The organism is Mucilaginibacter yixingensis, from assembly GCF_041080815.1.
GTDB lineage: Bacteria > Bacteroidota > Bacteroidia > Sphingobacteriales > Sphingobacteriaceae > Mucilaginibacter > Mucilaginibacter yixingensis.
This window is the reverse complement of sequence record NZ_CP160205.1, coordinates 840,477-852,620: the sequence shown is the minus strand read 5'-3', so window position 1 is coordinate 852,620 and position 12,144 is coordinate 840,477. Positions and strand designations below refer to the sequence as shown.

General features: G+C 46.0%; 13 protein-coding genes. 7 read left to right on the top strand and 6 right to left on the bottom strand.

Annotated elements, in window-relative coordinates:
• Positions 1-78: 78 nt before the first annotated feature.
• Positions 79-939 (bottom strand): transglutaminase-like domain-containing protein, encoded by an 861-nt coding sequence (locus tag ABZR88_RS03570; RefSeq protein ID WP_107829751.1) that lies wholly within the window; start codon positions 937-939, stop codon positions 79-81.
• A 43-nt stretch (positions 940-982) separates the two neighbouring features.
• On the opposite strand from ABZR88_RS03570, the gene ABZR88_RS03565 reads away from it, so the two are divergent.
• Both ABZR88_RS03565 and ABZR88_RS03560 read left to right on the top strand, forming a co-directional pair.
• A complete protein-coding gene (locus ABZR88_RS03565; RefSeq protein ID WP_107829749.1) occupies positions 983-1,768 on the top strand; it encodes an O-methyltransferase in 786 nt (261 codons plus the stop codon).
• Positions 1,769-1,840: 72 nt separating this feature from the next.
• The gene (locus ABZR88_RS03560; RefSeq protein ID WP_107829747.1) at positions 1,841-2,386 is read left to right on the top strand and encodes a hypothetical protein; all 546 of its coding nucleotides are present in this window, start codon (positions 1,841-1,843) and stop codon (positions 2,384-2,386) included.
• A 125-nt stretch (positions 2,387-2,511) separates the two neighbouring features.
• Here ABZR88_RS03560 and surE read toward each other — a convergent pair whose 3' ends face one another.
• Positions 2,512-3,297, bottom strand: a complete 786-nt coding sequence (surE, locus tag ABZR88_RS03555; protein WP_107829745.1) for a 5'/3'-nucleotidase SurE — start codon at positions 3,295-3,297, stop codon at positions 2,512-2,514.
• A gap of 166 nt (positions 3,298-3,463) precedes the next feature.
• On the opposite strand from surE, the gene ABZR88_RS03550 reads away from it, so the two are divergent.
• A complete protein-coding gene (locus ABZR88_RS03550; protein WP_107829743.1) occupies positions 3,464-3,850 on the top strand; it encodes a DoxX family protein in 387 nt (128 codons plus the stop codon).
• A 98-nt stretch (positions 3,851-3,948) separates the two neighbouring features.
• A complete protein-coding gene (hemW, locus tag ABZR88_RS03545) occupies positions 3,949-5,070 on the top strand; it encodes a radical SAM family heme chaperone HemW (RefSeq protein ID WP_107829741.1) in 1,122 nt (373 codons plus the stop codon).
• A gap of 202 nt (positions 5,071-5,272) precedes the next feature.
• On the opposite strand, the gene ABZR88_RS03540 is transcribed toward hemW, so the two are convergent.
• Complete coding sequence (locus tag ABZR88_RS03540; protein ID WP_146166572.1) at positions 5,273-5,767, bottom strand: hypothetical protein; 495 nt, start codon at positions 5,765-5,767, stop codon at positions 5,273-5,275.
• Between the two features lie 252 nt (positions 5,768-6,019).
• Between ABZR88_RS03540 and ABZR88_RS03535 the strand changes: the two genes are divergently transcribed.
• The 3 genes from ABZR88_RS03535 (at position 6,020) to ABZR88_RS03525 (ending at position 9,138) form a co-directional block, all read left to right on the top strand.
• Entirely contained in the window at positions 6,020-7,102 is a 1,083-nt protein-coding gene (locus tag ABZR88_RS03535; protein WP_107829737.1) for a threonine synthase, read from the top strand.
• A 177-nt stretch (positions 7,103-7,279) separates the two neighbouring features.
• Complete coding sequence (locus ABZR88_RS03530) at positions 7,280-8,182, top strand: cupin-like domain-containing protein (protein WP_107829735.1); 903 nt, start codon at positions 7,280-7,282, stop codon at positions 8,180-8,182.
• 74 nt (positions 8,183-8,256) lie between these two features.
• The gene (locus ABZR88_RS03525; RefSeq protein WP_107829733.1) at positions 8,257-9,138 is read left to right on the top strand and encodes a cupin-like domain-containing protein; all 882 of its coding nucleotides are present in this window, start codon (positions 8,257-8,259) and stop codon (positions 9,136-9,138) included.
• A gap of 150 nt (positions 9,139-9,288) precedes the next feature.
• On the opposite strand, the gene ABZR88_RS03520 is transcribed toward ABZR88_RS03525, so the two are convergent.
• From ABZR88_RS03520 to ABZR88_RS03510, 3 genes are read right to left on the bottom strand one after another with little or no spacing between them, the layout of a single operon-like run.
• Complete coding sequence (locus tag ABZR88_RS03520) at positions 9,289-9,921, bottom strand: class I SAM-dependent methyltransferase (protein ID WP_170113642.1); 633 nt, start codon at positions 9,919-9,921, stop codon at positions 9,289-9,291.
• Entirely contained in the window at positions 9,911-10,804 is an 894-nt protein-coding gene (locus ABZR88_RS03515; protein ID WP_245917080.1) for a hypothetical protein, read from the bottom strand. Before ABZR88_RS03515 ends, ABZR88_RS03520 begins: the two co-directional genes overlap by 11 nt.
• A 43-nt stretch (positions 10,805-10,847) precedes the next feature.
• Positions 10,848-12,137 carry a metallophosphoesterase gene (locus ABZR88_RS03510; protein ID WP_107829729.1) on the bottom strand — a complete coding sequence of 430 codons (1,290 nt, stop codon included), beginning with the start codon at positions 12,135-12,137 and terminating at the stop codon, positions 10,848-10,850.
• Between the last annotated feature and the right edge of the window lie 7 nt (positions 12,138-12,144).

Sequence of the window (12,144 nt, the reverse complement as noted above, 5' to 3'; positions counted from 1 at the left end):
TCCAGCATATTCAAGGGGCCCGCAAAAGCCGTGAAGCCACCTCTTCCACTCACTATTGACTACTCACAACTCACTACCCTACTCACTCACTATCGACAGCAACTCATTCAACTCCCGTGCTTTCTCTGTAGAGCCTAATTGCTCATATGCACTAATCAAATTGCGCAGCACACGCCGAACAATATCTACGTTGCTGCAGGGCTCATAAAACTGTTTGTCGGCCTTTACGCCCAGTTGCTTCAGAAACATATCTACATCCCTCCTGCCAAAGATAAAACCGCGGTTAAACGCATTGATGTAGAACATCACGCCGCCTTCAAATTCGCTCTCACCATTCTGATCCATATAGGCCAGGATAAAGTGCTGCGGCAGGTTTACGCCATAGATAGGAATATCCAGCTTTTGTGCAATGATGGAATAGATAATGGCCAGCGAGATCTGGTTCCCCTTCTTGCTCTCCAACACCTGGCTCAGGTAACTATTCTGCGGATCTTGATGATGAGTGGTATTGCCGCTAAAACCGTAGATATTATAAAAAATGTGATTGATGAGTTTCACCTGCTCAGCCGGACTGGCTTCATAGATCATCTGCATCCAGATATCGCGTTTAATAGCTTCTATCTGGTTAATTACTTTCTGCTCGTCCAGGTCAGGGTATTGGTATTTATTGATGGTAAGCACGCCCTGTAACAGATCAAACGCTCCGCCCTGATACCACAGCTGCAACTCTATTTTTACCTGATCAAACTGTATTTCGTGTACCAGATTTGCCAGCCTGTCTTGCAATACCGGGTCAAAAGCCTGCTCCCAGGCGCTCTCCAGATATTCAATTACCTCGCTGCCGTACGATTTTAACTTATCATGCACATGTGCAAACACTTCCGCGTCCTGATCGTCTAGTAGGCGGATGAGAGATGCTATTTCTGCAACGTTTATCATTTCAACCTCTCAGCTATATCAAATGTTTATCTAATTTTACCGCATGTTCAACATCAGGTTTGGTATAGACTACCTGCTGCATCGCCTAACAGCAAAAACACGCCACGGTACGCACTCTCCCTTTGTTTACAAATTAGTAGATGAGGTAATTTACGATTTTTCGTCCAAAAACGTATACAATTCCATAGAAGAAGCCAGAAAAAGACTGCTGCATGACAAGCATCGCATCACTGTAACAGACCTGGGCGCAGGCTCTCATATTGATAATAAAAGTGTGCGATCTGTTGCAGACATTGCTAAAAATGCAGTAAAATCACCCCGGCAGGCTCAACTGCTTTTTCGCCTGGCTGCCTATCATCAACCTGAAAACATAATTGAACTGGGTACCAGTCTGGGCGTTACCACGTTGTATTTGCAGGCTGCAGCCCCCAGGGCAAATGTTTATACCTTAGAAGGATGTACGGAAGTTGCGGTGTTAGCCAGTGAGCTCTTTAACCATCAAAAGGCTGATAGCATTAAACAAGTACCCGGCAATTTTGACGATACGTTGCAACCACTCATTAACAGCCTGCCAAAAGTTGACTTTGTGTATGTAGATGGCAATCATTTTTATGAAGCTACCATGCGCTATTTTAACTGTTGCCTGCCCAAAGTTCATGAAAACACCGTACTGGTTTTTGATGATATTTACTGGAGTGAAGGCATGAAACAGGCCTGGACCGAAATTAAGGCCCACCCACAGGTTACCGCCACGGTAGATTTGTTCTGGACCGGCCTGGTATACTTTCGCAAAGGCCAGGCGAAGGAGGATTTTAAGATCAGGTTTTGACAGACCAACAGACACGCCTGTTTATTCACCTCCACTTAACATACATTTCATCTAAGGCTGCTTATTTTAAGTATGAAAAACATTTGCATACTTATAATAGCCTTGTTGGTATCAGCAACAGCCTTTGCTCAAGATAAACTAACCTTTAAAGAAGGCTCTACACTGAATTATGATGTAAACTACGGCGGACAATCAATAGTGTTTGCCCTCACCATTAAAAGCCTGGGCGACCCAATCAAAATGGATTGGGATGTGCAAGGCACCGGCGGCAGCTACGAGATGACCAAAAAAGGTTTTGCCAGCGGCTCATCTTTCAACGCCCAACCCGTACAAGGAGGCATAGCCAAGCTAACAGATGATGAAACCTTCTGCGTAATCTCTCAATCGGCCTTTAAAAGCTTAACCGATACCAAATCATTCAACTACGGCGGTGTTACCTATACCGTTAAAGAAACCGGCACTTATAAGTTTAAAGATAGTACTGCCGATGATTTCTACGTAACATCTGCCGATGGCAAAACCGAAATGTGGATACTTAACAACCCAACCTTCCCGGTGTTGCTAAAAATAAAAGGAAACCCTAACGGGGTTGATTTTGCAGTGAGTGAAGTAAAGTGAGGGGCGAGTAGTACTTCGTTGCTGTAAGGAACAAAACAATCTCTGCAAATGCAAATCAATATGCTAAGTACAGAGATTGCTTCGTTCCTCGTAATGACGTAATGGATACTAAATCGTGTTAATCTTTAAAATCCTGGTTCAGACCATTTCCATCCATTCAACAACGGAATAGCGTGGTGGGCCGTCATATCAAACTGAACTGGGACCACTGACGCATAGCCATGCTCCAGCGCATGCACATCGGTGTCCTCGCCCTGGTCATTCATCTGGAAAACACCGGTGAGCCAGTAGTACGGACGCTTGTGCGGGTCCATACGCTCGTCAAACTCTTCGGCCCACTTGGCAGCCGCCTGCCGGCATACTTTAATGCCTTTGATATGTTTAATATTAGGAAAGTTAACGTTAAGCAGCGTAGCCGGAGGCAAATTGTTAGCCAGCACCTCCAACGCTATTGATTTTACAAATTTGAGGCAGTGACTAAAATCGGCCTGCAGGGTATAATCATCCAGTGAGAAGCCGATAGACGGAATGCCCTCAATAGCCCCCTCAACCGCAGCCGACATGGTGCCTGAGTACAGCACGTTGATAGAGTTATTCAGTCCGTGGTTAATGCCCGATACGCACAGATCGGGCTTCTGGCCTTTCAGCACCACATTAACGGCCAGCTTCACGCAATCTACCGGGGTGCCAGAGCAGCGGTACATCTCCATACCTTCATACAGATCAACCTTATCCAAACGGAGCGGCTTACCAATAGTGATAGCATGCCCCATACCCGATTGAGGGCTGTCTGGCGCTACTACCACAACGCGGCCTATCTCCTTCATTGTTTCCATCAGCGCCTTTATACCAGGCGCGGTGATGCCATCATCATTTATAACAAGTATGGTGGGTTGGTTTGTTTTGGTCATTCAACAAAGGTAGAGATATAATCTGCCTGTCGCAAAAGCACCCGTAAATTGACTGCTTTGGCACTCACGCAGCCCCGGCCCTGATGCTAATTTTGAATCGATGAAACAATTAGTATTAAAAACATTAACTTTAAGTATATAAACCAATTAACCATTACCAATCATCATGAAAAAAGTTAACACCTTTTACTGGATCTTTACCGGCTTGCTAAGCCTGGGCATGCTACTTTCGGCAGTTAGCGGCTTTGTACCTAACCCAAAAAGTATTGCCATGATGCAGCACATCGGTTTTGGACCGCATGTTTTACCACTGCTCAGCTTTTTAAAAGTACTGGGTGTAATTGCTCTATTGATTCAACGCTTCCCGCTATTAAAAGAATGGGCTTACGCCGGTTTTACGTTCGATCTGTTAGGCGCGATTTACTCTTTTATTATGGTCGGCGATCCGGCGAGCAACTGGGCACCTATCCTGCTGGGTTTTGTGCTGGTGTTTGGCTCGTACATCTTCTGGCATAAAAAATTAGCGCTGATGCAACAGCCGCAAACTATATAATACTTCCCTTAGCCTTTTCACTCTAAGAACAATCCGGCAGAAAGCTGTAGATTTGCGGTGCGAAAGCTCCCGTAATTCTACAGCTTTCTCTATTTCTGATGGCTGGCATTTATCTACATATTCCTTTCTGCAAACAAGCATGTCATTACTGCGATTTCCATTTCAGCACCTCGCTCAAGTATCGGGATGAAATGGTACAGTCGCTGGCCAAAGAGATCGCCCTGCAAAAAAACTACCTGAATGGTGAGACTATTGAGACCATCTACTTTGGCGGCGGCACCCCTTCCCTGCTCACCGCAGGCGAGGTAAATATGCTGATAGACACAGTTGGCAAACATCATTTTATTGCTGATGGCGCCGAGATCACGTTAGAAGCTAACCCTGACGATCTGGGTGCAGCACAGATTACTGCGTTGCGCCAAACGTCCGTCAACCGGTTTAGTATCGGCATACAGTCTTTTTTTGACGAAGATCTGCTGTGGATGAACCGCGCACATAAAGCTAACGAGGCAGAAACCTCCGTAAAACGTGCGCAGGATGCCGGGTTTGAAAACATCACTGCCGATTTGATCTATGGCTATCCCCTGCTAACCGACGCCAAATGGAAGCAGAATATTGAACGCATGTTTGCGCTGGAAATTCCGCATATCTCGGCCTATGCCTTAACCGTTGAGCCCCGCACCGCCCTGGCCAGTTTTATCAAAAAGAAACAACAGCCCCCGGTGAACGACCAGCAAAGCGCCGAGCAATTTTTGCTACTGATGAACGCCATGCAACAACAGCGTTTTGAGCACTATGAGATCTCTAACTATTGCATGCCAGGCCACTACTCTCGCCATAACTCCAACTATTGGAAGGGCGTAAAATACCTGGGTATCGGACCATCGGCACATAGCTTCAACGGTGAAACCCGCCAATGGAATGCCGCTAATAATGCCCTTTACCTGCGCGAATTGGAGAAAGGGTCCATCCCCTCTGAAACCGAGTTTTTAACCGAAGAAAACCGACTTAACGAGTACATCATGACCTCGTTGCGCACCATGTGGGGGCTGGATCTGCAACATCTGGAAGGCATCGCCGCAGGCACTGCCGCTGTTGTGCAAAAAGGAGCAACCGAGTTTTTAGAAAAAGAATGGCTGACCGGGAAAGATGGCAAACTCTACCTCACCCAAACAGGCAAGCTTTATGCAGATCATATAGCGGCAGAATTGTTTTTTTAACCCATCCCGTCATGGCATTTCGAGTGAGCCTAGGGCGGGCAATGAGCGTGAGAGCGACGAGAAATCTTATACAGTTGCAACCTTGGCACTGCAATACATCAAACGTCTAAGATCTTCTGCTATCGCTCTTACAAGATTCCTCCTCACTCCATCACACATCCCCGGGCAAGTTCGTTCGGAATGACAACAAGGTAAACCGGGCTTACTTCTCCCCAAAAAACCAGTTAATAGCGGCCCACCAAACCCTATTATTAGACACGCCCGACTCTATATCCGGGCTCTGTTTACCATCGGTTAAGATCATGCCAACCATATCGTTAGACTTAGTGCGGTCAAACACCACCTTTTTGCCATTGTTTAGTTTAATGACCAAGTAGCGTCGCTCATTCAGCTGGATCATATCGGCCCATTTGGTCTTTTTTAATGAGTCGACCATCGTATCACGGTAAGTACTAAACTGGGAGGCAATGGTAAAGAAGTTACTGTCCACACCATTGCGTTGCATTTCGGCATAGTCAGCCTGGGATGGTTGAAAGAAAATGATCCACTTCCCCTGCACGGTTAGCGTATCTTTACTGGCTGTGGCCTTATTAACCACCACAGCCTCGGCCGGGGCCGACTGCTTTTTTTCGGTATGGCTACAACTGGCCAAGGCCGATGTTAAAGCAAGTAAGACAATGAAAATCAGGTTTTTCATAAGCTCTAACATTTACTTAACAAAGATACAACATTTCATACGTCCCGGGCCAATTACCTGTTAACAATGCGGTATAACCGCGGGTTATAGATTATCAAAATTTTTCGTGAATGAAAGTGCCGTCAAACCAATACTATTTGCTGTTTTAATACTTAAATTGTTGTTGGATTAACTAAACATTAACAAAGTAACACCCTGCTTTTATGATACACATGCCATTGACGCACATTGGCACGGGCTCGCTTTTAACCCATTTGCAACTCATCACTTTTTGCCGAATACCGGTTTGCAGAAAACACACTTACCAAAGATGATCTGCTAAACCGTCCCACCAACATGTGGCGCTACCGCGAGTTTTTGCCGGTAATTGATCCGGCAAATATTGTTACGCTGGGCGAGGGCTTTACGCCTATCCTGCCACTGCAAAACCTGCGCAGCCAAACCGGCGATATAGAAGTGATGTGGAAAGACGAAGCCGGCAATCCAACGGGCTCGTTCAAGGCCCGGGGTATTGGCATGGCGGTATCTAAAGCTAAAGAACTGGGTATTAATACCATTGTGACCCCAACTGCAGGCAACGCCGGCGGCGCTTTAGCCGCCTACGCCGCGCGGGCAGGTATACGGGCCATCGTTTACCTGCCGGTACAAACACCACAGCTTTTTAAAGATGAATGCCGCCTTTATGGTGCTGAAGTAATTGAGGTTGATGGATCAATCAGCGATTGCGGCAGGCTGGCTAATGAAGAGGCGCTGAAGAACGGCTGGTTTCAGGTATCGACCCTGAAAGAACCTTACCGACTGGAAGGCAAAAAAACCATGGGCTATGAAATTGCCGAGCAATTTGACTGGCAACTGCCAGACGTAATTCTGTACCCCACCGGCGGTGGCACCGGCCTGATAGGCATCTGGAAAGCGTTTGATGAGCTGGAGCGCCTGGGCTGGATCGGTCCGAAACGGCCACAGATGGTGGCCGTGCAATCGCAAAGCTGCGCAGGTATTGTGGAGGCTTTTCAGGACAAGAAAGTGGTATCTGCATTTATGGATGGTGGCTTTACTATTGCCAACGGCCTGCGTGTACCCAAACCTTATGCAGATAGATTGATACTACGGGTGCTTTACCAAAGCCGCGGCACCGCCCTCAGCGTAAGTGATACCGATATGGCCGACGCATTAAAAGAAATTGCACGCCATGAAGGTATGCTGATTGCCCCCGAAGGCGCAGCACTATGGCACGCCTTTAAGCAATTAAAGGCAACGGGATGGCTGCGCAGCGGACAAAAAGTGCTGCTGTTAAACACGGGCAGCGGCTATAAGTACCTGGAAAATATCACCTGAAATACCCCAGCACTGTTGTTATAAATTAGTTTAGTTAGAGCACCGGGCAGCAATTGGCCGGTGCTTTGTGCATTTGTAACAACTGGGGCAATCTATTGTCATTTTGATTTAAAAAACACAATGTTTGTTTAAAAAAAACGTAGTTTAATTAAATTTGCACGTTAATTTTTTGTGAACATGGGTTTAATTTTGTCGGCCATAGATCGCGTCGATCATATTACTAAAGAAGACTTCGTTAACAACTACCTCATCCCACGTAAACCGCTGGTGATCCGTAAAGCAAGCGAAACTTGGCCGGCTTTACAGAAATGGACCTTTGAATATTTGAAAGAAGTAGTAGGTGACCGAACGGTGCCGCTGTACGATAGTTCAAAGGCCGACCCTTCTAAACCCATCAATGCATCGGCAGCTGAAATGAAGTTTGCCGACTACATTGATCTCATTCAAAAAGAACCTACAGACCTGCGCATTTTTCTGTTTGACCCGATTAAACAGGCGCCTGGGTTGTTGAATGATTACCGCTCCCCTACAGACCTGATGGGTGGCTTTTTGGATAAATACCCTAATATGTTTTTCGGCGGTGCGGGTTCGGTAACCTTCCTGCATTACGATATTGACCTGGCGCACATTTTCCATACCCATTTTAATGGCCGTAAACATGTTATCTTGTTTGATTACAAGTGGCGCGAGCGTTTGTACTGCATCCCTTTTGCTACTTACGCTTTAGAGGATTACAACATTGAGAGCCCTGACTTTGATAAGTTCCCTGCGCTGGATGGCGTAGAGGGCCAGGAAGCTATTCTAGAGCACGGTGATACCCTGTTTATGCCTACCGGTTTCTGGCATTGGATGAAGTATCTGGATGGCTCGTTCTCCATCTCGCTGCGTGCCTGGGATAAATCATGGGCCATTAAAGCGCAGAGCCTTTTTAACCTCACCGTGCAGCGTAAGTTTGATGATTTGATGAAAAAACGCTACAACGGACGCTACATGAGCTGGAAGGAAGGGCTGGCTGTTAAACGCGCCAACGAGGCTTTAGCTGCCGGCGAGCCGCGTGGCAATCGCAGGCCCGGCTCTTAACAAAAAATTAATTCCTGATTGACAATAAATTTGGGTTTATTTGAATTTTATTCTATTTACCCCTTGATATTGTAATGGGCTTTAAGCTAACCCCGGTAGACCAGGTTGATTATATCAACGCTGAAGATTTCAACGAAAAATACTTAAAGCCCCGTCGCCCGCTGGTGATTCGCGGACTGACAGAAAACTGGGCCGCACGCGAAAAGTGGACCACAGACTACCTAAAACAAACTATTGGCGACAAAGTGGTGCCGCTGTATGATAATTCTAAGGCCGATCCATCAAAACCCATTAACACCCGCGCGGCCGAGATGCCTTTTTGCGATTACATTGACCTGATTTCATCGCAGCCTACAGAGCTACGCATCTTTTTCTTCAACGTTTTCAAACAGGCGCCGCAATTGCTTGATGATATTGTGATCCCCAAAGATTTGATGGGTGGCTTTATTGAAAGCATGCCGGCCATGTTCTTTGGCGGCTCAAACTCAGTTACTTTTCTGCATTACGATATTGATCTGCCACACATTTTTCATACCCATTTTGGCGGGCGCAAGCACGTTATTTTGTTTGAGAACAAGTGGAAACAACGCCTCTACTGCCTACCCAACGCTACCTACGCGCTGGAAGATTATGACGTGCTCAACCCAGACATTGAACGCTTCCCCGCACTTGACGGCATTGAAGGACAGGAAGTGATACTGGAACATGGCGACACCCTGTTTATGCCTACCGGCTACTGGCACTGGATGAAATACCTGGACGGCTCGTTCTCACTCAGTCTGCGTGCCTGGGATGCTTCATTTAGCCGCAAGGCCGCCAGCGTGTATAACTTAGCCGTAAAGGGCGGTTTAGACAGCATGCTAAAGATGGCGCTCAAAGGCCGCTATGCCGGGTATAGGGAAAAGGTGGCGGTTAAACGGGCTAATAAGGCACTGGTAGCGGGAAAGCCTTATTAAGCAAGTTATTGATCTGAAATAAAAGGATCTGTCAGCAAGCGAAGGGCAGGAAATGAGCGAGGGCGCCACAAAAAATCTTTTCGATTATGCATCCCATCATATCGATCTGAAAAGATCTCTCCCGTTGGTGGAGATTACGTCAGGTTTTAATTAAATAACAATCTTTTGCTTCTCATAAACCGAAGCCAGGATAAAATCGCCATAAAAACCTTTTTCCTTCACCACATCGTAGTCCAGTTGACGAAACTGATTGGCAATTTGTGGCAACGATATCGTATCGGTACATCCCATCAACCTGAAAAAGAAATACATAGATTTTAGCAGCGGCTTTTGCCACCATTTGCCGGTAAGTTGAAAATCTGTATTGAGCCAGATACCACCTGGCTTAAGCAACTGATGCATGTGATTAAACACTTGCGGGAAAATCACGGGATTCAGGCTATCAAGCAGAAAAGGCGTTATCACCACATCAAATACCTCCTGCCCTGCCACATGTTCTACGGCATCATTTACAAACGTCACCTCATTCTGGCCGGCATTTCTTTGACGGGCGCGAGCTATCATTTTAGAGGAGATCTCGGCATAAGTAATCTTCAATCTCTGTGGATGAACGGCGGCAATACTTTCAAGCAGTTTACCTGTGCCTCCGCCGGCTATGAGCACATTTGCGCCAGCCGGTATAGCAGATAAAAACCGGGTTTGCGCCCGCACCAGCGCCTGACCGAACACAACGCGCGAAAGGTTGTCATAAAACCAGGCCGCGTTACTGTAATCAGAGGCCACTATATTTAAATATCAAGTTAAAAGCCACCAGCACCACATATTGCAGTATAAGCACACCATCCATATAGAAAAAATAGTAGTATTCGTCCTTCTTGTGCTTAGATTTAAAGATGAGCCGCCCGGTAAGAATTACAGTTAGGGTGAGCGCAAAAAAATCGATACTGAAGCCGCTATTTCTGAAAATAAACAGCAAAAACACGTAACCCGCCAGCAATAGCTGGCAAAACAGATACGCATTTTTCTCGCCCCAGGCTACCGGGATGGTTTTAAGACCGGTTTGCTTATCATGATAAAGATCGCGAATATCAAATGGAATGGTAAGTGCACCAATAAACAGGAAGCGTTTGGCAATCAAAATAGTAGTATCGCGCATAGAGATGGAGGCCAGATGCATGTCCTGAGCTTCAAGTATGGGTAATAATACAATGCTCAAGGTCCATACCAGCGTAATCAGAAATGGCTTAAGGCCGGGGATATGACGTAAGCCAAACTTATGATCGCCTATACTGAACAGCGGCAGGCTATACCCTACAGATAATAACCCCAAAAAGATCAGCAAAATGCGCGACTCGAATGAAATAATAAGAAACAGGGGAATCAGCATTAAAACTGACACAATGGTAAATGACACCATTAACCTGTGATGATTAAAAAACCAGCGCACCCTTGCAAACGGCGATTGTTGTGGCTTATCTGGCTTTGAAATAAGTATAGAAAAATTATACTCGGCCAATGTACCGGCAAACAATATGCCCAACACACTGTAAACGGGTTTTGAACCTACTAAATGAAACGTTATAAGTGCCTGAGCTACGGCACAAAGCGCCATAAACACGTTGCTAAACAAAAAAAAGTCTAGTATAGAATGCAGCAGTTTCTTCATGAATTAAGATAAATGCACTGCCGCAAACGGGAAGCTCAGATGGTTAAGAAATTAAACCACGCTTCGGGTCTGTACCGGCTTTTAATGTAAATATCGTAATCTCCGGCAATATTCCAACCCTTCCAGGCATTCCTAAAAAACCATAACCTACGTTTACATAAATTTGCTGGTGCCCTTCGCGGTACAAACCGGCCCATTCGCGGTAAACATACTGAATGGGGCTCCATTGATAATTGTCTGTACGCACGCCAAATTGCATGCCATGGGTATGCCCGGCAAACACCATATCTATCTGCGGATAATCTGGCAATACCTCGGCACGCCAATGAGAAGGATCATGCGAGAGGAGTAGTTTTACCGGCAAATCATCGGTATTTCTGGTGGTCAATTCCATGTCGCCATATTTAGGATTTCCGCCCAATACGCCCCAGTTTTGCATCCCCAGAATACCTATTTCCTCGTTATCAATTTTCAATCTGCGGTTCTCATTACGTAATAATTCCCATCCCATGTGCCGGTGTATGTCCACCATATTTTGCAGGTTTCGGGCTTTAGCCGGCCAGTTATTCCACCACTCGTAATAATCGCCATAATCATGATTACCAAACACCGAGTACACACCCAGCGGGGCTTTAACTTTGCCAAAGATATCCTGATAATGGCGCATCTCGCTGGCAATAGAATTAACCAGATCGCCGGTGAAGAAAACCATATCGCATCTTTCTTTCAGCAGCATATCAACACCACCCTGTACGGCCGTTTTATTATAGAAGCTACCGCTATGGATATCTGACAACTGCCCTAATTTCAAACCATCAAAAGCTTTTGGCAGATTGGGTAAATAAAGGTTTACCCTTTTTATCTGGTAATCATAAGCCCAACTACGCAACCCGGCTGCAACAGCAATAAGCGGCACGGTTGATGCCATTACACCGGCCTTCATTAAAAAAGCCGACCGGCCCATCAGTACATGTTCCTCCTCGGGTTGTTCTTCCTGCGGTATTCCAGCTGCAGCCTTGCGCTTTTTAAACCAATCACTGATGCGCTGAAGATCATTAGCAAGAATAAACGGGATGAAGCAGAATTTAGCCATCTGCAACAAAAAGAACACCATCATCAGCGCAGCTTTAAAGCCTACACCTAATCCGGTATATATGCTGGCAAACAGCCCTACCGTTAACGCGAACGAGAAAACACCATAGCTAAAGCCAAACCACTTTTTATGGACGAAGTTTTTTTTCTTGAATGCGTCACGCAGCCCTCCCATCACATACCAGTCGGCGATGAAAAGAATGCAGACGATAAATATGCGATACAATAACCGATGAGGCATCGTGTGT

Coding starts and splice junctions, on each gene's coding strand:
- ABZR88_RS03570 (WP_107829751.1), bottom strand. CDS start 939: ATGATAAACGTTGCAGAAATAGCATCTCTCATCCGCCTACTAGACGAT.
- ABZR88_RS03565 (WP_107829749.1), top strand. CDS start 983: ATGTTCAACATCAGGTTTGGTATAGACTACCTGCTGCATCGCCTAACA.
- ABZR88_RS03560 (WP_107829747.1), top strand. CDS start 1,841: ATGAAAAACATTTGCATACTTATAATAGCCTTGTTGGTATCAGCAACA.
- surE (WP_107829745.1), bottom strand. CDS start 3,297: ATGACCAAAACAAACCAACCCACCATACTTGTTATAAATGATGATGGC.
- ABZR88_RS03550 (WP_107829743.1), top strand. CDS start 3,464: ATGAAAAAAGTTAACACCTTTTACTGGATCTTTACCGGCTTGCTAAGC.
- hemW (WP_107829741.1), top strand. CDS start 3,949: ATGGCTGGCATTTATCTACATATTCCTTTCTGCAAACAAGCATGTCAT.
- ABZR88_RS03540 (WP_146166572.1), bottom strand. CDS start 5,767: ATGAAAAACCTGATTTTCATTGTCTTACTTGCTTTAACATCGGCCTTG.
- ABZR88_RS03530 (WP_107829735.1), top strand. CDS start 7,280: ATGGGTTTAATTTTGTCGGCCATAGATCGCGTCGATCATATTACTAAA.
- ABZR88_RS03525 (WP_107829733.1), top strand. CDS start 8,257: ATGGGCTTTAAGCTAACCCCGGTAGACCAGGTTGATTATATCAACGCT.
- ABZR88_RS03515 (WP_245917080.1), bottom strand. CDS start 10,804: ATGAAGAAACTGCTGCATTCTATACTAGACTTTTTTTTGTTTAGCAAC.
- ABZR88_RS03510 (WP_107829729.1), bottom strand. CDS start 12,137: ATGCCTCATCGGTTATTGTATCGCATATTTATCGTCTGCATTCTTTTC.